Origin of the sequence: Ralstonia sp. TCR112 (assembly GCF_007997035.1) — a bacterium.
In the GTDB taxonomy this organism is placed as follows: Bacteria; Pseudomonadota; Gammaproteobacteria; order Burkholderiales; family Burkholderiaceae; genus Ralstonia; species Ralstonia edaphi.
Genome location: NZ_VOSS01000012.1, coordinates 1 through 18,686, shown reverse-complemented (window position 1 = coordinate 18,686; position 18,686 = coordinate 1). Strand labels below are relative to the sequence as shown.

The 18,686-nt window shown below is 63.7% G+C and carries 19 protein-coding genes; 15 read left to right on the top strand and 4 right to left on the bottom strand.

What is annotated here, in order from left to right:
- The first annotated feature begins 23 nt into the window (after positions 1-23).
- The 15 genes from FUT88_RS04815 to FUT88_RS04750 all read left to right on the top strand — a co-directional run bounded on the left by FUT88_RS04815 (position 24) and on the right by FUT88_RS04750 (position 16,155).
- Positions 24-1,010 (top strand): tetratricopeptide repeat protein, encoded by a 987-nt coding sequence (locus tag FUT88_RS04815; RefSeq protein ID WP_147214049.1) that lies wholly within the window; start codon positions 24-26, stop codon positions 1,008-1,010.
- Positions 1,007-2,641, top strand: coding sequence for a GT4 family glycosyltransferase PelF (gene pelF, locus FUT88_RS04810; protein ID WP_147214048.1), 1,635 nt, complete (start codon positions 1,007-1,009; stop codon positions 2,639-2,641). The genes FUT88_RS04815 and pelF overlap by 4 nt, the downstream gene beginning before the upstream one ends.
- A complete protein-coding gene (gene pelG, locus FUT88_RS04805) occupies positions 2,641-4,011 on the top strand; it encodes an exopolysaccharide Pel transporter PelG (protein ID WP_147214047.1) in 1,371 nt (456 codons plus the stop codon). The genes pelF and pelG overlap by 1 nt, the downstream gene beginning before the upstream one ends.
- 675 nt (positions 4,012-4,686) lie before the next feature.
- A complete protein-coding gene (locus FUT88_RS04800) occupies positions 4,687-4,890 on the top strand; it encodes a hypothetical protein (protein WP_147214046.1) in 204 nt (67 codons plus the stop codon).
- Positions 4,891-5,097: 207 nt separating this feature from the next.
- On the top strand, positions 5,098-6,597 hold the full coding sequence (locus FUT88_RS04795; protein WP_147214045.1) for a sensor histidine kinase: 1,500 nt from the start codon (positions 5,098-5,100) through the stop codon (positions 6,595-6,597).
- The gene (locus tag FUT88_RS04790; RefSeq protein ID WP_147214094.1) at positions 6,579-7,952 is read left to right on the top strand and encodes a sigma-54-dependent transcriptional regulator; all 1,374 of its coding nucleotides are present in this window, start codon (positions 6,579-6,581) and stop codon (positions 7,950-7,952) included. The genes FUT88_RS04795 and FUT88_RS04790 overlap by 19 nt, the downstream gene beginning before the upstream one ends.
- Before the next feature lie 505 nt (positions 7,953-8,457).
- Positions 8,458-8,907, top strand: coding sequence for a transcriptional regulator (locus FUT88_RS04785; RefSeq protein ID WP_147214044.1), 450 nt, complete (start codon positions 8,458-8,460; stop codon positions 8,905-8,907).
- Positions 8,908-9,310: 403 nt separating this feature from the next.
- A complete protein-coding gene (locus tag FUT88_RS04780) occupies positions 9,311-9,979 on the top strand; it encodes a hypothetical protein (RefSeq protein WP_147214043.1) in 669 nt (222 codons plus the stop codon).
- Entirely contained in the window at positions 9,980-10,765 is a 786-nt protein-coding gene (locus FUT88_RS26570) for an MFS transporter (protein ID WP_261796999.1), read from the top strand.
- On the top strand, positions 10,672-11,277 hold the full coding sequence (locus FUT88_RS26565; protein WP_410003867.1) for an MFS transporter: 606 nt from the start codon (positions 10,672-10,674) through the stop codon (positions 11,275-11,277). Before FUT88_RS26570 ends, FUT88_RS26565 begins: the two co-directional genes overlap by 94 nt.
- A 135-nt stretch (positions 11,278-11,412) precedes the next feature.
- Positions 11,413-12,966, top strand: a complete 1,554-nt coding sequence (locus FUT88_RS26080; protein ID WP_261796997.1) for a methyl-accepting chemotaxis protein — start codon at positions 11,413-11,415, stop codon at positions 12,964-12,966.
- 83 nt (positions 12,967-13,049) lie between these two features.
- Positions 13,050-13,295, top strand: coding sequence for a hypothetical protein (locus FUT88_RS04765; protein ID WP_147214042.1), 246 nt, complete (start codon positions 13,050-13,052; stop codon positions 13,293-13,295).
- A 90-nt stretch (positions 13,296-13,385) separates the two neighbouring features.
- On the top strand, positions 13,386-13,712 hold the full coding sequence (locus FUT88_RS26390; RefSeq protein WP_147214041.1) for a hypothetical protein: 327 nt from the start codon (positions 13,386-13,388) through the stop codon (positions 13,710-13,712).
- 127 nt (positions 13,713-13,839) lie between these two features.
- A complete protein-coding gene (locus FUT88_RS04755) occupies positions 13,840-15,108 on the top strand; it encodes a D-amino acid dehydrogenase (protein ID WP_147214040.1) in 1,269 nt (422 codons plus the stop codon).
- A gap of 123 nt (positions 15,109-15,231) precedes the next feature.
- Positions 15,232-16,155, top strand: coding sequence for a glutamate/aspartate ABC transporter substrate-binding protein (locus tag FUT88_RS04750; RefSeq protein ID WP_147214039.1), 924 nt, complete (start codon positions 15,232-15,234; stop codon positions 16,153-16,155).
- 77 nt (positions 16,156-16,232) lie between these two features.
- Here FUT88_RS04750 and FUT88_RS04745 read toward each other — a convergent pair whose 3' ends face one another.
- From FUT88_RS04745 to FUT88_RS04730, 4 genes are all read right to left on the bottom strand, one after another.
- The gene (locus tag FUT88_RS04745; protein ID WP_024975122.1) at positions 16,233-16,982 is read right to left on the bottom strand and encodes an amino acid ABC transporter ATP-binding protein; all 750 of its coding nucleotides are present in this window, start codon (positions 16,980-16,982) and stop codon (positions 16,233-16,235) included.
- Positions 16,979-17,671 (bottom strand): amino acid ABC transporter permease, encoded by a 693-nt coding sequence (locus tag FUT88_RS04740; protein WP_147214038.1) that lies wholly within the window; start codon positions 17,669-17,671, stop codon positions 16,979-16,981. The genes FUT88_RS04745 and FUT88_RS04740 overlap by 4 nt, the downstream gene beginning before the upstream one ends.
- Before the next feature lie 2 nt (positions 17,672-17,673).
- Positions 17,674-18,369 carry an amino acid ABC transporter permease gene (locus tag FUT88_RS04735; RefSeq protein ID WP_147214037.1) on the bottom strand — a complete coding sequence of 232 codons (696 nt, stop codon included), beginning with the start codon at positions 18,367-18,369 and terminating at the stop codon, positions 17,674-17,676.
- A 59-nt stretch (positions 18,370-18,428) separates the two neighbouring features.
- On the bottom strand, positions 18,429-18,686 hold a 258-nt coding region (locus FUT88_RS04730; RefSeq protein ID WP_147214036.1), incomplete at its 5' end, for a transporter substrate-binding domain-containing protein.

The window sequence follows — 18,686 nt, the reverse complement described above, 5'->3', positions numbered from 1 at the left end:
GCGCATAGGCATGCGGGGTGACCATGTTTAAGCTCACGCTCGGTGGCATCGCAGCCCAGATCGCGGCAGTGGCGATGGCACTGCATGCCGGCAACAGCCTCGGGCTGCTGCTGTCGTGCCTGATGCTGCAGGGCACCGCCGCGGCGCTGATCGGCCTGGCTGCATGGCGCCTGCTGCCGCGCCGTTATCGCGTGCCGTTCGTGTGGACGTATGGCTACCTGACGGCGCTGTGCTTTTTCGTGCCGGTGGCGGGCGGGCTGCTGGTGCTCGGCAGCCTGCTGCTCGCCAAGCTGTTTCCCAAGCCCGAAGACGACAAGGACATCGCCGATGTCGGCCTGCCGGTGTTCGTGGCGCATTTGATTTCGCGTGTGACGCACGGCGGCGGGGCGCGGCTGCGTGCGCAGCTCAACAATGAGCGCGCGCCGGTGCAAAGCCGCATGACCGCGCTGGTGGCCATGCAGTCGATGCCCACGCGCACCGCCAGCCCGGTGCTGCGCGACCTGCTGGCCGACCCGGTGGACGATATCCGCCTGCTGGCCTACGGCATGCTCGACAACGCCGAAAAGGTCCTCACGCAGAAGATCCTCGCCGAGCTGCCGCGCCTGCAGGAAGCCACCACGCCCGAAGCACGCTACGACATCAACAAGCGCCTGGCCGATCTGTACTGGGAACTGATCTACCAGAACCTCGTGCAGGGCGACGTGTACCGCTACACCGCCGAGCAGGTCGAGCGCTATGCCAGCGCCGCGCTCGATATCCAGCCCGACAACGCCGCCCTGTGGTACATGCGCGGCCGGCTTGCTCTGTCGCGCCGCGAGCCCGATGTGGCCGAGTCGCACCTGCGCCGCGCCGAATCCCTCGGCTTCCCGCGTGACCGCCTGCTGCCGCCGCTGGCCGAAGCCTGCTACCTGCGCCGCGACTATGCCGGTGCACGCGCGGCGCTGGCGCAGTTCTCCAGCCGGTCTCCGCTGCCGTTGCTGCGCCCGCTGCTGCGCTACTGGACATCATGAGCAACGACCACTTTCCTCGCGCCGAGTCCGCCGACGTTGCGCTGCTGCTCGAAGGGACGTTTCCCTACGTGAGCGGCGGGGTGTCGAGCTGGGTCAACCAGATGATCCGGGCGTTTCCGGACATCCGCTTCGCCGTCGTCTTCATCGGCAGCCGCCGTGAGGATTACGGCAAGCCGGTCTACGCCATTCCCGACAACGTGGTGCACCTGGAGTGCCACTACCTGTACGACTTTCCGCCGCCGCCGCTGGTGCAGGCCAGTGGTGGCGATGCCGCCGCGTTCGAGCGCTCGCGCAAGCTGCACGACGCGCTGCGCAATCCGGCCAACAAGGAAGAGACCGCCGAGCTGATCCGCGCCTCGATTGCCGACCTGCGCGACGACGGCCCGCTGGCCGAAGAGCAGTTCCTCCACAGCCACCGCGCGTGGGACATGATGACGGACTACTACCGGCGCTATTGCACCGACCCGTCGTTCACCGACTACTTCTGGACCGTGCGCATCATGCACAAGCCGCTGTGGCAGCTCGTGCGCATTGCCGAAAACCTCATCCCGGTGAAGGTGTTCCACACCATCTCGACCGGCTATGCGGGCTTCCTGGGTGCGCTGCTGCGCTACAAGCGCGGGCGGCCGCTGCTGGTGTCGGAGCACGGCATCTACACCAAGGAACGCAAGATCGACCTGTTCCAGAGCCAGTGGATTCGGGACAACCGCAGCATCTTCGAAAAGGACATCGCGCAGATCAGCTACTTCCGCGACCTGTGGGTGCGCTTTTTCGAGACCATGGGCCGGGTCTGCTATGACGCGGCCGAAGACATCGTTGCGCTGTACGAAGGCAACCGGCAGCGGCAGGTCATTGACGGCGCGCCGGCCGAGAAGACGCGCAGCATCCCGAACGGCATCAACCTGCCGCGCCTAGCCGCGCTGCGCGAGAAGCGGCAGGCCAGCGTGCCGCACGTGATGTGCCTGATCGGCCGGGTGGTGCCCATCAAGGACGTGAAGACGTTCATCCGCGCCATGCTGACCGTCACGCGCGAGATGCCCGACGCGGAAGGCTGGATTGCCGGCCCGGAAGACGAAGACCCGGAATACGCCCAGGAATGCCACAGCCTGGCCGAAAGCCTCGGCCTGGGCGAGCGCATCAAGTTCCTGGGCTTCCAGAAGATCGACGACATCCTGCCGAAGGTGGGCGTGCTGGTGCTGAGTTCCATCAGCGAGGCGCTGCCGCTGGTGGTGCTGGAAGGGTTTGCCGCAGGCGTGCCGTCCGTCACCACGGATGTGGGTTCGTGCCGGCAACTGCTGTTCGGCCTGGAGGGCGAAGACGCGGCACTGGGCGCGGCCGGCGCCGTGGTGCGCATTGCCGACCCGGCCGCCCTGGCGGCGGAAGTGTTGACGCTGCTGCGCGATGAAACGCGCTGGTATGCGGCGCAGGCCGCCGGCATCGCCCGCGTCGAGCGCTACTACACGCAAGAGATGATGGTGGGCAGTTACCGCGAGCTGTACACGCGCCTGCAGACCTTGCCCGACCTGACTACCGAGCACGGCGCCAAGGCTGCCTCCGCCGCTGCGGCGGCCTGCCCGCACCACGCCCAGCAGAGCAAGCCACAGAGCAAGCCACATGAGGGAGCCCGCTGATGGCCGGCATTGGTTTTGAGCTGCGCAAGATGCTCAAGCGCGACAGCCTGGTCGGGCTGCTGCGTGCCTACACCTACGCCGGCATCATCAGCTCCGGGCCGTGGATTCTTTCCATCGTCGGCATTCTGCTGATCGGTATCCTCAGCCTGCCGTTCGTGGTTCCCGGCTCGCTCATCACGCAGTTCCAGGTGTCGGTCACCTACCTGATTGCGGTGAGCCTGATCCTGACCGGGCCGCTGCAGCTTGCCTTCACGCGCTTCACCTCCGACCGCCTGTTCGAGAAGCGCGACGACCTGATCCTGCCCAACTACCACGCCGTGTCGCTTGTGATGACGCTGGTCGCGGGCGGGCTGGGGCTGCTCGTCATCCTGTTTGCGTTTCCGCAGCAGTCCGCCATCTACCGGCTGCTGATGCTGGCCGGCTTCGTGGTCATGGCCAACATCTGGATCGCGGTGATCTTCCTGTCGGGCATGAAGCAGTACAAGTCGATCGTGTGGATCTTCCTGATCGGCTACACGCTGACCGTGCTGCTGGCGCTGCTGTTCAACCGGCTTGGGCTGGAAGGGCTGCTGCTCGGCTTTGTCACGGGGCAGCTGTGCCTGCTGATCGGCATGGCCGCGCTCATCTACCGCAACTTCAGCGGCCGGCGCTTCCTGTCGTTCGAGGTGTTCGACCGGCGGTTCGCGTATCCGTCGCTCATGCTGATCGGGCTGCTGTACAACCTCGGCATCTGGCTCGACAAGTTCATGTTCTGGTATGCGCCGGGCACGGGGCAGCAGGTGATCGGCCCGCTGAATGCATCGGTCATCTATGACATTCCGGTGTTCCTGGCCTATCTCGGCATCATCCCCGGCATGGCCGTGTTCCTCGTGCGCATCGAGACGGATTTTGTCGAGTACTACGACGCCTTCTACAACGCCGTGCGGGGCGGCGCATCGCTCGAGCACATCGAGGACATGCGCAACACGATGGTCCAGACCATCCGCGCGGGCCTGTACGAGATCGTGAAGATCCAGGCGATGGCCGCCCTGGTGCTGTTTGCCGTGGGCGCGGCGGTGCTGCGCGTGCTGCAGATTTCCGAGCTGTACCTGCCGCTGCTGTATGTCGACACCATCGCCGCGAGCTTGCAGGTGGTGTTCCTGGGCGTGGTGAACATCTTCTTCTACCTGGACCGGCGCCGCGTGGTGCTGGCACTGACGGCGGCGTTCGTGGCGCTCAACGGCCTGCTGACGTGGATTACGTTGCAGCTCGGCCCGGCCTGGTACGGATACGGATTTGCCGTATCGCTGCTGCTGGTGGTGATGGCCAGCCTGGTGATCCTCGACCGGAAGCTGGATCGGCTCGAGTACGAGACATTCATGTTGCAGTAAGGCTGGCCGACAGCCTCCGCTGCCGGCCGGAACCCCTCCCGCAGCACTTCAACCCCCGTTCACGACCCTTCAAGCCTCGCGCACCGCGCTCCAAGCGCCACCCGCGAGGCTTTTTGCTCCGTCATCGGGCTCCGAGCTCGACGCCCCGAGCTTTTTGCTTGGCGAATGGAGCTCTGAGCTCGACGGTCGGAGCTTTTTACTCGGCGGATGGAGCTCCGAGCTCGGCGTTCCGAGCTTTTTGCTCTGCGAATGGAGCTCTGAGCTCGGCAGTCGGAGCTTTTTGCTCGGCGGATGGAGCTCTGAGCTCGACGGTCGGAGCTTTTTGCTCGGCGAATGGAGCTCTGAGCTCGACGGTTGGAGCTTTTTACTCGGCGGATGGAGCTCTGAGCTCGACGGTCGGAGCTTTTTGCTCGGCGGATGGGGCTCTGAGCTCGACGGTTGGAGCTTTTTGCTCGGCGGATGGAGCTCTGAGCCCGGCACACGCCCCTTTTTTCCTCAGCCGTTGAGGACAACTAAGAAGGATGGGTTGCTACCCCGAGACGAGCGGGGAGGGTACCAGCTGATGGCGCGGTGCTTGGCCGTGCCTGTTCCAAATCAAGACGTGCACGCCGGGTGGGCCGGGCTACTTGAAACGATGGCGCGTTTAAAGCAGTTCCTTTGCTACAGAACCTTGATATGAAAACCGAATCGGCGGATTCTATTGAATCGATTTATCGGCGGGCGCTGTGCATTTGCGCAACCTCGCGCGATGCGGTCGGTTTTAAATTGGCGGCATCAATCGTCGATAATTCCGCACCAGTTCTCTATCTGCCGTGGCAATGGGATGGGAACCGAGGCGATGTCCCGGGCCGAGATGCCGGCGTGCTGCAAGGCGGATGAAAGGCGTCCCGAGAGACACTTCCCTTTGAGCAGGCTTCAATGAATGCCAAGACACGCAGGCGTTCAAATCGTATGCGGCTTGGCCTTACGGTCCACATCTCTCAAGGCATCCATGCTCAGCTTCGCTCATATTGCTTCCCGCTTGTTCACGGCCGAGAATTGGTTGGATAGTTCCGTTGATTCTGTTGTGCCGTCGTCACCATTCTGATGAAGCGTCCGTCGTTCTCCGCCCAGCTTGCCATTCTGTGGGGGCTCGTTGCGACTATCTGTGCCACGCTTCTTGTGGTCGTCTGGGTGATGGTTCGCTCTGCGGCAGACCAGCACGTGGCCAATGCAAAGCTGCAGGCCACGGCAACCTGTGAAGCCGTTGCGTCGCGTTATCGTCAATCGATACTGCCGTCGGATGCGGTTGCCAGTGCCGACCTGATGCGCGGCATCCTCGACGTTGTTCTTGCCTCGGTGCCGGACGTGGAGGGCGGGTTCTGGTCACCGCGCGCGGCGCACAGCCAGAACGGCTTTCTCGCTTATTCATTCCCGACCTATCAGGGCAGCGGCATCAAGCGGGACATCCCGGAGGCTGAAATTCCGCTGATCCTCCGCACGCTGCAGGCCAGCCGCCAGGGGCAGCAGCCTGCAACGGACGCTGTGATGAGCGGGCACGACGCGGTGGTTGTTGCAGCCTGTCCGATACAGGGCCACCCAGATGTACTCGTCTGGACGATGACGCGAGCCCATCCCGCGCTTGGGCAATATGGCAAAGATCTGGTGACGGGCCTTGCCATCGTGCTGACTGGAATCCTCGTGACCGCGGTGGCCTTCGGGATTGTCCTGCGTCGCTGGAAGCGCCGACTGGGGCAACTCGAAATGGCCTTGCCGCCCCGCGGTGATGGCACACGCCTGCCACTCGTCGGTGAACCGGATCTGGATCGCATTGTCGAGGCGTTCAATGGCTACGTGGCGCGTGCAGAAGCGCTGCAGCAAGAGACGGCCAGACTGGGGCAGCGGCTGGCGCAGGCTGAGCGCTTCAGCGTGCTGGGCAAGCTGGCGGCGCAAGTCGCCCACGAGATACGTAACCCGACCGGGGCCATGCGGCTCAAGGCAGAGAACGCACTGGCAGGGGACAGCACACGTCAGCAGGAGGCGCTGCGCGTCATCCTTGAGCAGATTGGCCGGATCGAAACACAATTGACCAGCCTGCTGGCGCTGACGCAGCCGGTTCGCCTTCATGTGCAGGAGGCCGATGTGGCGCAATGGATGGACGACGTGGTCGGTGCGCACCGGGAGCTTGCCCAGCAGCGGCGCGTGAACCTGGTGTCAACGTGCGACGTTCGAGGCGCCGATGGCGACGCACCGCCCGGTCCGCCCCGGTTCGATCAGGAACAATTGCGGCGGGCGCTCGACAACCTGCTGATCAATGCCATCCGCCATGCGGGACAAGGGGGCGCGGTGACGGCCCACGCTACCCGCATCGAGACCGGCGCACGGCCGAGCCTCAGGATCACCGTATCGGACAGTGGCCCCGGCGTGCCGCCCGAGCAGCGCCAGCACATCTTCGAGCCGTTCGTAACCGGCCGTCCGGATGGCTCGGGGCTCGGCCTCGCGGTGGTCAGCGAGGTCGCGGCTGCCCATGGGGGGCGGGCATGGCTGGACGAGACCTCCGACCTCACCTCATTTGTAATGGAAGTGCCATGGCAACCATCCTCGTAGTCGACGACGACGACGCATTTCGGGAGGGCTTGACCGAAACCCTGACCGATCTCGGGCATCGCGTGGTGGAGGCCGTGTCCGGAAAGGCCGCACTGCAGATGCTTGGCGACGGGCTGACCGCCGAATGCGTGTTTCTCGATTTCCGCCTGCCCGATCTGAATGGCCTCGATGTGCTCGAGGAACTGCGCGAAGATCCGGCGCTGAAGGCCATTCCAGTCGTCATGCTCACCGCATACGCCAGTTGCGACAACACCATCGGCGCGATGCGCCTGGGCGCCTTCGAGCACCTGACGAAACCGGTGGGGCGTCGTGACATCGCGGTGCTGCTGGAGCAGATCTTCTCGGCCAACCAGCCGTGCGCGGTGTCTCCGGATGCCGGCACGCCATTCCTTGACGAGAGCGAGACCGACCGGCCCCAGTTGCTGGGTATCAGTGCGGCCATGCGGACAGTGCAGAAGCAGCTCGGCCGGGCTGCCATGACCGATGCGACCGTCCTCATCACCGGAGAGACAGGAACAGGCAAGGAAGTGGCGGCGCGCGTGCTTCACGCGTCTTCCAATCGGCGGGGCGGTCCGTTCGTTGCCGTCAATTGCGCCGCCATCCCACATGAGCTGCTCGAAAGCGAGCTGTTCGGGCATAGCAAGGGGGCATTCACCAATGCCACCTCGGACCGTATCGGCAGGCTGGTTGCGGCCAACGGCGGTACGTTGCTGCTCGACGAAATCGGCGACATGCCCACCGCAATGCAGGCGAAGCTGCTGCGCACGCTGCAGGAGCGCCAGGTGACGCCGCTGGGCACGAACCGGACCGTGCCGATCGACTTGCGGGTGGTGGCGGCGACGCATCGTGATCTGGGCGCGATGGTGGCAGCCGGCCAGTTCCGCGAGGATCTGCTTTACCGGCTTAACGTTGTCGCGCTCCATCTGCCGCCTCTGCGCGAGCGCGTGGCCGATATCGTTCCCTTGGCCGAGTATTTCCTCGCTTCGGCAGTGCGCGCGACGGGACGCCAAATGCGTCTTTCCGCCGAGGCGCAGCGCCTGCTTGTCGAGCAGGCATGGCACGGCAACGTGCGCGAGCTGAAGAACGCCATGGAGCGCGTCTGCTCGCTGGCGCCGGGCCCCACCATCACCGCTGACGATCTCCTGTTTCTGCGCAAGACGCCTGCGGTGGCGGCGCGGACAGTGCCCTCGGAGCTGGTTGAACTGCCGCTTGCCGAGGCTGTTGAACGCGTTGAGCGGGCCATCATCACCCACGCGCTCGCACTGGCCAACGGCAACCGGGCCGATGCCGCGCGCCGTCTTGGCATCAGCCGGCAGTCCCTCTACACAAAGATGGCCGCCCTCGGGTTGAGTTAAGCCGTCAAGAAACCAGACACCCGGGTGTCAAGCAAACGAACAGCCTGGGCAACCAATTGGCTCTGAGGGCGCTGTCCTTTTAGGGCGCCGGATGGCATGGCACTTGCAATTCACTCTCCGCCCGCTACGGGAGTGAACCATGCAACAAGTACAGCCTCTTTCTCCGGCGCGGCATACCGCGCCTTCGTCCAAGCTCGTCCCGCAACGCGCACGCCGTGATTGGCGCGCCAGTACCAACCACGCCGACCGGCCCATAGCGCGGGCCTTCGGGCGTCAGACGTATCTGACAAGACAACACAAGACATCTTGCGGCACAGGAGCACTTCGACTGCCCTGCCGCATGACGCATCTCTACGGCGTTCCGCCGGATCCCGCCTGATGGAAGTACCGCCGATGTGCTGATCGACTCTGCGCGCCTGCAGAACGCAGGCGGCAGTGCGGCGCAATGCCCGATCCGCAAAAGTGAGCGGCGAACGATTTAACGTGGTTCAGTGCCCGGAATAACATGAAGTTGATTTTTAAGGTAAGGCTGTATCTGGAGGGTCGGCATTATTTTGCTGTCTTGGTTACACCCGACATGATGTGTTCCAGTTCGGGGCTGTCCATGGGCGAGGCCCTGATCAACCTCGGGCATGCCATTGCAGAGGAACCGCTTCCTCAATTAGCTGATTTGCATTTATTTCCCCAACAAAGAGAAAGCGTTCTGCGTGCCGTGGTGCCAACGCCCGCCCCCCGCGCGTTCCCAAAGCACATACCGCTCGCAAAACGGCTTCTCAACGATCGCTTCGGTGCGATTACGTTGCGACAACTCGTCCTCGAACTGGGTTTGGAAAACGTCAGCCCGCAATTGCTGTCCTCTTCCATCTCGGGCAAGGGAGCAAAGCGTGTTCGCCGGGCGATCGCCACGGCTCTTGGAGAAGAACCTTCGGTTCTCTGGCCGCTGGCCCGCGCGTAACTGCGCTGCGGCCGCCCCTTGCGATGCCGGCGCGGCCCCGGCCTCTGCCCGGATCCGGGGCCCGCTGGGCCAGATAAGCCGTCAAGAAACCAGACACCCTGGTGTCAAGCAAACGGACAATCCCTCGTCACTGGTTGCTCCGGGCCCTTGTCCTATCTGGGTTTCCAGGATGGCACGGCGCTTGCAATTGACTCACTGCCCCGAGACGGGAGTGAACCATGCAACGAATCCAGTCCACCCCTTCAGCTCGACATACCGCGCGTCCCCCGGCGCGCGTTTCGCAACGCGTATGCCGTGCTGTGCCCGTCGGTCTCGCCCCCTCCCATAGCGCCTGTCCTGCACGGGCAGGCGCACCCCATACGGCGTCGTACTGCACCCAGCCGCTTCCTGTCTGGTCTGCCGCATGGCGCAACTTCACGGCTGTTTTTTCGCATCCCACTTGATTGACGCGCAGCAGATGCAACCGATCGACCGAGCTTGCCCGGCAGAAGCACAAGGCACTGTCACCCGATTCCTGATGAACGAACACGGCGATCTGGACGGGTTCATTCTGGACGGCATCTGGCAGGTGTATTTCCCGCCGCACCTGTCGGCGAGCGTCGCGGCGCATGTCATGCACGGCGACACCGTGCGTGTACGAGGCGCCGCGCCACGCAGGACCGACGTCATGTCTGTGTTTGCGATTGAAGCCGAAGACGGCGAGACCATCGTCGATGCGGGGCCCGAGCGCAATCGGAACCACGATCACGAGTGGGGCGTTCAAAGGGTGCCCGTTGATTTGATCGGCACGGTGATGCTGCCGCTCTATAGCCCGAAGGGCGAACCGTGCGGTGCACTGCTCGGTGGCGGCACTTCGCTACGCATGGCAGTGCGCGCCGCAGAGGAACTGGCGAGGTATCTCGCGCCTGGCACCCGCGTGCACGCGTGGGGAGAACTCGTCTCGAGCGAGTTGGCCAGTACGCTCGACGTGGACAAGATTGCATTGGTCCGTGATGGCGGTGATGGCATTGCGTTGAAAGGCACCGATGCGAGCGGGGACGTCCGGATAAGGCCTGCAGGAGAGCGCGGCTAGATGGCAATACGTTCCCTCGGGGCCAAAGCCCAAGCCAAACCAGCGTTGCACGGCAGCCGCACACCTTCGGCACGCAGCCTGCGGGGCCTGGATGCACTCAGCTTCCTGATGGCTGATGTCCGGGACGGCGTGGGGCCCTTTCTTGCGGTGTTCCTGAAAGGGACGCAGCAATGGTCTTCGGCGGACATCGGTCTTGTCGTGGGGGCAAGCGGGCTTGCCGGCGCGATCGCTCAGATACCGGCTGGCATGCTGGTGGACGCCGTGCGCGCCAAGCGCGCCATGATCGCCATCTCAGCCGGTGTGATCGGCCTAGGTTGCATGCTGATCGCATGGTCGCCCACCTGGTCCGTCATCCTTTGCGCGCAGATTGCGCTGGCGCTTGTCTCGGCGGTCATCGGGCCCTGTCTCGCCTCATTGACTCTCGGGATCGTCGGACACCGCCGGCTGCCCGCGCGCGTGAGCCGCAACGAGGTCTTCAACCACGCGGGCAATTTCAGCGGCGCAATACTGGCTGCGACGATCACGCACTACGCTGGCACGCTTTGGCTCTTCTACATCGTCTGTGCTTTCTCTGTGGTGAGCGCCTTTGCGGTGGCGCTCATACGGCCGGCGACATCGACTACGAGCTCGCGCGCGGCGGCGAAACGCTGCACTCGGAAAGCGCGGCAGGGCAGCCACAGCCCATCCGGGACGTGTTCAAACGTCGCGATCTGCTGGCATTGCTCGCCACAGTCGTGCTGTTCCACTTCGGCAATGCAGCCATGCTGCCGCTGGCAGGGCAGATGATTGCCGCAGAAGCGCCACACAAGGGTGTGCTGTGGCTCGGCGCATGCGTGATCGCGGCCCAGCTCGTGATGGTCTTGGTTGCTGCCGGTGTCGGACGCGCAATCAAGGCCGGGGTCGGCCGCAAGAAGCTGTTCCTGATCGCGCTGGTGGTGCTGCCGGTCCGCGGGGTTCTGTTTGCATTCGCGAGCAGTCCTTACGCGGTCATTGCAATCCAACTCCTCGATGGTGTGAGCGCCGGAATCTTCGGCGTCGTGATCACAGTCATCCTTTCCGACGTGATGCGGGGCACCGGGCGCTTCAACTTTGCGCAAGGCACTGTTTCGCTGGCCGTCGGCCTTGGCGCGGCGCTCAGCAATCTCACCGGCGGTCTGGTGGTGGACCACTACGGCTTTGCCGCAGGGTTCCTCGCACTTTCCACCGTGGCAGTCGCGGCAGTGCTCGTCTTTGCGGTCTTCATGCCCGAGAGCGAATCTCGGGATGGGGCCATGCAAGCCGCGCATTCAGGCGCGTGATTCAACAGTGAACCAGGAGCGCAAAGACACGACAACTCAACGCAGTCAGGCAACGCAGTTTGAACGGTACGGGCCGTACGGCAGTTTTGATTAACGTCTTCAGAGAAAGACTTATTTTTGGAAATGGGGAGCAGCATGAAGGTCAAGACACAACTATTTTCCGCGTTCGCGGCGCTCGCCGTTCTGGTGGCGATCGTGGCTGGCATGACGTGCTATCAGTTGAACGCCCTCAGTACGAGGTTTGCGAATTTCGAGCGCGGGCTGTACCTCAGGTCGAAACTGGTGGCCGCGGTGCAGTTGGATGTCGAGAAACGTGCCGTGGCTGCGCGCAATTTGGTGCTTGCGGATACGGATGCTGACCGGCGCACCGCAGCGGACGCTGTTTCCAAAGCCCATGCGGGTGTGCAGGCGCAACTGACGCGCCTGGAAGAAGAGGCCAAGAACGGCCCCGACGCAACCGACCAGACCCGCATCCTGGTCGGTGCCATTCGCGCGGTTGAGATCAAATATGGACCTGTTGCGCTGGCCATCGCGCAGCTGGCCGAGACGGGGCATCGCGACGCCGCGATCGACAAGATCAACCGGGAATGCGTGCCGTTGCTTGCCGGGCTGGACAAGGCCGTTGAAGCGTATGACACGTTTGTATCCAGGCGATCGGGCGACGCGGTCGAGGCGGCACGGGCGTATGCAACCACCGCGACGTGGATTGCCGTGGGGGTGGGTCTGTTTGCCTTTGCGGCCGCCGGCGTGCTGGGTGTAGCCATTGCGCGAAGCGTGCTCGGTGCCCTGGGCGCGGAGCCTTCGCGGCTGGCGGCAATTGCCACCAGCATTGCCGGCGGAGATTTCCGTGCGCAGGAAGACTTCAACGTTGCGCACAGTGGAAGTGTGCTGTCGTCAATGAAGCAGATCTGCGACGGGCTGGGAACGCTTATCGGCCGGGTGAGCGATTCGGCGCAGTCGGTTTCTGCCGGCTCCAGCCAGATCGCCAGTGGCAACGTGGATTTGTCTAGCCGCACGGAGGAGCAAGCCTCGGCACTGGAGGAGGTGGCCTCCAGCGTGGAAGAGTTGACGACAACCGTGCAGCAGAACGCCGCCAATGCGCGGGAAGCGGCCACGCTGGCTGTCAACGCTTCGGACGTAGCCAAGCAAGGCAGCAATGAGGTGGACAACATGGTCGAGACCATGGGCAAGATCAGCGCAGGCTCGGTGCGGATCAACGAGATCACCGCGCTTATCGAAGGGATTGCGTTCCAGACCAACATCCTCGCGCTGAATGCCGCGGTTGAGGCGGCGCGTGCCGGTGAGCAGGGCCGTGGCTTTGCTGTCGTGGCCAGCGAGGTGCGCACGCTTGCGCAGCGGTCGTCTGCAGCGGCCAAGGAAATCAAGGGGCTGATCGAGTCATCGCTCGAGCATGTGCGCGAAGGTGACGTTGCCGTGGGGCGAGCCGGGCAAACCATGCGATCCGTTACCACCGCCGTGGCCAACGTGACGCGGTTGATCGAGGACATTGCGTCTGCCAGTGCGGAGCAGAGCCAGGGCATTGCCCAGATCCATACGGCGGTTTCCGAAATGGATGAGATGACGCAGCGCAACGCAGCACTGGTGGAAGAGGCGGCTGCGGCATCGCAGGCACTGGAAGAGCAAGGCAATCTGCTTGCGGAATCCGTGAAGCACTTCCAGGTTGCTTAGCACAAACAGCCCAAGGCGCGCTCGTGTTGCTCTGTGCTTGAGGGCCGTCCTGAATGGTTGCCTTATGAAATGGAGCCAACGGCATGGTGGCACGCGACGCGCGCAAGATCGACGAGCAAAGCCGAACGGAGTTACGGGAGGGTGGTCGCACCCAATCGACTTCTTCGGTGCAGGTCGTGATGGGCGTATTTGCAGTCGCCGTCTTTGCCGCCGTGATGTTCGACGTGATGAATGCGGACGGTTATCTGGGGGCCTGGTACACGGCAGTCACGGGCTACGAATGGCCTTGGCCGGGACGCTGCCTGCTTCTGCCGTGCTCCCGCAGCTAGGCTATTCGACACCTTACGCGGGGCGAGGTACGGCCTGGAGGTTCGGACAGCGATATCGCGGCAACAACGAGAAAGAAAGAGGGGAATGGGATGCGTGGCTGGCGGATCCAGCATTTTTACGGCTGTGCGATACATGTGCTGGTCTTGCCGGGCACTAGAGGACGGCTCGGCTATTCGTACACAGGCTTTGTCTGCACTCGAGAGAACGAGGTGATGATGTATGCGCGCTTGGAGCGTTTTCACAACCCTTCGGCCGATTTCGATTCGACGGACGCTGCCGTGGCTGCGGCGCTGGGGCAAGGCAAGGCCATTGCCGCGCGCTTGCTTGCATTGGGCAGCGAGGAAAACGCGCCGTGTTTCACGGCCAGCATGCTGCTGGCCCGTCCGTTCCGCATAGGGAGCGAGGCCGACGAATGAGCGTGGGGCATTCAAACAAGAATCCAATCCATAGCCCCACAACATCCCCCCCAACAACTCCGCATTTGCCCAACCACCGCCAGGCTCCTTAAGCTGCACCCGACATTCCCAATCTCGCAGCTTCTTCATGCAAATTGCAGTAGTCGGCGCCGGCATTATCGGCATCAGCACGGCCTATGCGCTGGCTCAGGAAGGCCATCAGGTCACCTTGGTCGAGCGACATCCGGGCCCGGGCGAGGGCACCAGCTACGCCAACGGCGGCCAGTTGAGCTACAGCTATGTGGCGCCGCTGGCCGGCCCCGGCGTGCTTTCACATGTGCCGGGCTGGCTGCTGCGCCGCGATTCGCCGCTGCGGCTGAAGCCGTCGCTGGACCCGGCGTTGCTGCGCTGGGGCCTGCGCTTTATCGCGGCCTGCAATCGTGACCGTGCCGATCGCACGACGCGTGAGCTGCTGGCGCTGTCGTTCTACAGCCGCGCACGCATGGAAGCGTTGCGGGAAGCGGCGCCGGATCTGGCGTTCAGCTTTGCGCGTCGCGGCAAGCTCGTGGTGCACCGCGATGCTGCGGCGTTTGAATCGGCCCGCGCGCAGGTCGGCTATCAGGCCACGCTCGGTTGCGAACAGCATGCGTTGTCCGCTGAGGAAACGGTCGCCCACGAGCCCGCGCTTGCCGGCGTGCGCGACCAGATCGTCGGCGCGATCTACACGCCCGACGAAGATGTGGCCGATTGCCATCAACTCTGCGTCGGCTTGTTCAACCGGCTGCGCGCGATGCCGAACGTGACGCTGCGCTTCAATACCGGTGTGGATGCGCTGTGGACCGAAGGCCGCCGTGTGCGGGGTCTCAACCTGGCCGGTGGCGAGCAGGTTGCCGCAGATGCCGTGGTGATGGCCGCGGGCGTGACGAGCGCCAGGCTGCTCAGCCCATTGCGCATCGACGCCGGGCTGTATCCGCTGAAGGGTTACAGCATCAGCCTGCCGCTGGGGGAGGGCGATGTTGCCCCGGTCATCAGCGTGACGGATGCCGCGCGGAAGATCGTCTACGCCCGCATCGGGCAGACGTTGCGTGTGGCGGGCATGGCCGATCTCGTGGGCTGGTCGGCGGCGCTGGACACGCGCCGCGCCCAGACGCTGTATGACGAAACCCGTGCGCTGTTTCCGGGCGCCATGCGGGCCAACGACGCAGGTGCCGATGCGGCGCCGTGGGCGGGCATGCGGCCTGCAACGCCAACCGGCGTGCCGGTGGTCGGGGCATCACCGGTGGAAGGGTTGTGGTTGAACGTTGGTCACGGAGCGCTGGGCTTTACGCTGGCGCTGGGCAGTGCAGGCTTGTTGGCGGATCTGATTGCCGGCCGCAAGCCCGCGATTTCCCCAGTGCCGTATGCGCTGGCCGCGTGACACAAGAACGAGATTCAGAACGAGATTCAAAGACCGAGCGCGCAGGCTCGATGATGTGTATCTGGCCCGCGCCAATTGGTAACCAAAGCAGTCTGGAGCGAACACACCCATAGGAGGGGAAGCATGAAGACCTTGCATTCGACCAAACGTATTCTGTCGGGCCTGACGCTGGCCGCAGCCGGCGCGCTGGCCGTGCTGTCGACCGGTGCGCAGGCGCAGTCGACCGACACGCTGGCAAAGATCAAGCAATCGGGCGTGATCTCGGTGGGCTATCGCGAGTCGTCGATTCCGTTCTCGTACCAGGCCGACGCGAACACGATTACCGGCTACTCCCAAGAGATCTCCAACATGATCGTGGCGGGCGTGGAAAAGGCGGTGGGTAAGAAGCTGCAGGTCAAGCTCACGCCCATCACGTCGCAGAACCGCATCTCGCTGCTGCAGAACGGCACGATCGACTTCGAGTGCGGCTCGACCACCAACAACCTCGAGCGCCAGAAGCAGGTCGCGTTCTCGAACAACATCTTCATCTACGGCATGTTGATGCTGGTGAAGAAGGATTCGGGCATCAAGGACTTCCCCGACCTGAAGGGCAAGACCGTGGTGACCACCGCCGGCACGACGGAAGACCGCATCCTGCAGAAGATGAATGGCGAGGCCAAGGACGCCGACAAGATGAACCTGATCCTCGCGAAGGATCACGGCCAGGCATTCCTGACGCTGGAATCGGGCCGCGCTGTGGCATTCGTGATGGATGAGCCGCTGTTGTACGGCGAGCGCACCAAGGCCAAGAACCAGGCCGACTGGGTGGTCACGGGCACCCCGCTGCAGACCGAAACCTACGCCTGCATGATGCGCAAGGACGATCCGGCGTTCAAGAAAGTGGCCGACGACGTGATTGCCGACCTGATGAAGTCGGGCAAGGCGAATGACCTGTACAAGAAGTGGTTCCTGTCGCCGATTCCGCCGAAGGGCCTGAACCTGAACTACCCGATGACGGCCGGCATGAAGGAGTTGTACGCGCGTCCGAACGACAAGGCGATCCAATAAGCCGCGTTGCCGTGCATCCAAAGAAAACGGGGAACAGTGTTCCCCGTTTTTTATTTGGCCGCCCGCTGCGTGAAGGTTCAGGCCGGTTCGCTCCACGGCGAACGGATGTCGGCCAGGAAGCGCTGCGCACGTGGATGTTGCGGGCGTTGGAAGAAATCTTCCGGCGTGGCGCGTTCCAGCACCTGACCCTGGTCCATGAACAGGACGCGGTCGGCCACCTCGCGCGCGAATCCCATTTCGTGTGTGACGCAGACCATGGTCATGCCGTCGCGGGCGAGGTCCTTCATGACCAGCAGCACCTCGTTCACCATCTCCGGGTCGAGCGCGGAGGTCGGCTCGTCGAACAGCATCACGGGCGGCTTCATGGCCAGGGCGCGCGCGATGGCCACGCGCTGCTGCTGGCCGCCCGACAGCTCGCCGGGGTAGGCGCCGGCCTTGTGGGGCAGGCCCACGCGTTCGAGCAGACGCATCGCAAAGTCCTTCGCTTCCTGTGGTGCCATGCGCTTGAGCTGCACCGGCGCCAGCGTGCAGTTCTGCATGACGGTCAGGTGCGGAAACAGGTTGAACTGCTGGAACACGAAGCCGATGCCGCTGCGCAGCACGTTGACGTCCACGCCCGGCGCATGCACTTCATGCCCGTTCACGACGATGCGGCCTTTCTGAATGGCTTCGAGCCGGTTCAGTGTGCGGATGAGCGTCGACTTGCCCGAGCCCGACGGTCCGCACACGACCACCACTTCGCCCTTGGCAACGGTTTCGTTGATGTCGACCAGCGCATGGTAATCGCCGTACCACTTGTCGACGTGTTCGATCGTGATCATGTTCATGGTTTGGACGGGGCGCTAGCTGCAAGGCGGCGCTCCAGATAAAACGCCACGCGCGTCAGGCTGAAGCACATGATGAAGTAGCTGATGCCGAGCAGGCCGTACACCTCGGCGGACTTGACCATCACGGCGGTGCTGATCTGCCCGGCCACGAACGACACCTCGGGCAGGCTGATGATGTAACCGAGCGAGGTCTCCTTGATGGTCGACACGAGCTGATTGACCAGCGACGGCAGCATGTTGCGCAGCGCCTGCGGCAGGATCACGCGGCGCATCGCCTGCATATACGACAGGCCGAGCGAGCGGGCGCTTTCCATCTGCCCGCGCGGCAACGCCTGGATGCCTGCACGCACGATCTCCGCCAGATATGCGCCGTCGAAGATCACCAGCGCGGTCAGCATGGTGCTGAACTGGTCCGTGCGCTGGCCGGTAACGGACGGGAGCAGGAAATACGCCCAGAAGATCACCATCAGCAGCGGCGTGCCGCGCACGACATAGACGAGCGCGGTGGCCGGCCAGCGCAGCGCGGCAATCGGGCTGACGCGGCACAGGCCCAGCAGGATGCCCACCGGCAGCGCGAGCACGAGGCCCGCGGATGCCAGCAGGAACGTCAGCGCCAACCCGCCCAGCGGCCCATTCGGGTACTGACCGATCAGGTAGTAGATACCGTAGGTTTGAATGAGATCGAGCATGGCTACAGCGTCCGGACGGGGTAGCGATGCTGATACCAGGCGGAGAACACCGTGATCGCGATCGAGATGGTCAGATAGGCCGCGGTGGCAAACGCAAACGCCTCAAAGCCGCGGAACGTGGCGGACTCCACCTGCTGCGCCTGGTACATCAATTCGGCCACGCCGATCACCATGGCAATGCTGGAGTTCTTCCACAGGTTCAACGTCTGGCTGACCAGCGGCGGAACCGTCACGCGCAGCGATTGCGGCAGCACCACCAGCCGCATGGCCTGCAGGAACGAGAGCCCGAGCGCGCGGCTGGCCTCAAGCTGTTCCTTCGGGATCGAGCGGATGCCGCTGCGGATGTCTTCCGCCATGTAGGCAGCCGTGTAGAGCACGAGCGCAATGACGGCGCTCGCGGCCTCGTAGTTCATGCTGTAGAGCCAGTCCCGGATGAACTCCGGCAGGATCTGCGGCGCACCGAAATACCAGAACAGCATGTGGGCGAGCAGCGGCACGTTGCGGATGGCTTCGACATAGGTCTGGCCGATGCCGCGCAATGGTGCAGCCGGCGACAGACGCAGCAGCGCCACCACGATGGCAAGCGGCAGCGCCAGCACGAAAGCCAGCACGGAAAGCTTGATCGACAGGAAGAAACCGCTGACGAGCCACTGGTGATACTGCCCCGAGAGCAGCATCGACAAATCAAAATGGGGCATGGAGATTCACCGCCCGGACGCAGTTCAGATACCGGTCCGGGCGGCCCGACCTTTAGCGATTAATCGATCTTGTCGGTAGAAATCTTGAAGGTGCGCTGCGGGAAGGCCATCTTCGTATTCGGGCCGAACCACTTGTCGAACAGCTTCTGCGCCTCGCCGCTCTTTTCCATGCCGAGCAGCACGTCGTCGACCTGCTTCTTGAAGGCGGGCTCGCCCTTGCGGATGCCCAGTGCCAGGTGTTCGGTCGACAGGTTTTGCGGCAGCAGCGCGTAATCCTTGGCCGCCGGGCCCATCTTGGCCATGTTGCCGATCAGCGT

Bases quoted from the DNA above. Each gene is read 5' to 3' on its own strand.
- FUT88_RS26080 (WP_261796997.1), top strand. From the start codon at position 11,413: ATGAAGGTCAAGACACAACTATTTTCCGCGTTCGCGGCGCTCGCCGTT.
- FUT88_RS26570 (WP_261796999.1), top strand. From the start codon at position 9,980: ATGGCAATACGTTCCCTCGGGGCCAAAGCCCAAGCCAAACCAGCGTTG.
- FUT88_RS04735 (WP_147214037.1), bottom strand. From the start codon at position 18,369: ATGCCCCATTTTGATTTGTCGATGCTGCTCTCGGGGCAGTATCACCAG.
- FUT88_RS04765 (WP_147214042.1), top strand. From the start codon at position 13,050: ATGGTGGCACGCGACGCGCGCAAGATCGACGAGCAAAGCCGAACGGAG.
- FUT88_RS04815 (WP_147214049.1), top strand. From the start codon at position 24: ATGTTTAAGCTCACGCTCGGTGGCATCGCAGCCCAGATCGCGGCAGTG.
- FUT88_RS04740 (WP_147214038.1), bottom strand. From the start codon at position 17,671: ATGCTCGATCTCATTCAAACCTACGGTATCTACTACCTGATCGGTCAG.
- FUT88_RS04750 (WP_147214039.1), top strand. From the start codon at position 15,232: ATGAAGACCTTGCATTCGACCAAACGTATTCTGTCGGGCCTGACGCTG.
- pelG (WP_147214047.1), top strand. From the start codon at position 2,641: ATGGCCGGCATTGGTTTTGAGCTGCGCAAGATGCTCAAGCGCGACAGC.
- pelF (WP_147214048.1), top strand. From the start codon at position 1,007: ATGAGCAACGACCACTTTCCTCGCGCCGAGTCCGCCGACGTTGCGCTG.
- FUT88_RS04755 (WP_147214040.1), top strand. From the start codon at position 13,840: ATGCAAATTGCAGTAGTCGGCGCCGGCATTATCGGCATCAGCACGGCC.
- FUT88_RS26390 (WP_147214041.1), top strand. From the start codon at position 13,386: ATGCGTGGCTGGCGGATCCAGCATTTTTACGGCTGTGCGATACATGTG.
- FUT88_RS04800 (WP_147214046.1), top strand. From the start codon at position 4,687: ATGAAAACCGAATCGGCGGATTCTATTGAATCGATTTATCGGCGGGCG.
- FUT88_RS04795 (WP_147214045.1), top strand. From the start codon at position 5,098: ATGAAGCGTCCGTCGTTCTCCGCCCAGCTTGCCATTCTGTGGGGGCTC.
- FUT88_RS04780 (WP_147214043.1), top strand. From the start codon at position 9,311: ATGGCGCAACTTCACGGCTGTTTTTTCGCATCCCACTTGATTGACGCG.
- FUT88_RS04745 (WP_024975122.1), bottom strand. From the start codon at position 16,982: ATGAACATGATCACGATCGAACACGTCGACAAGTGGTACGGCGATTAC.
- FUT88_RS04785 (WP_147214044.1), top strand. From the start codon at position 8,458: ATGAAGTTGATTTTTAAGGTAAGGCTGTATCTGGAGGGTCGGCATTAT.
- FUT88_RS04790 (WP_147214094.1), top strand. From the start codon at position 6,579: ATGGCAACCATCCTCGTAGTCGACGACGACGACGCATTTCGGGAGGGC.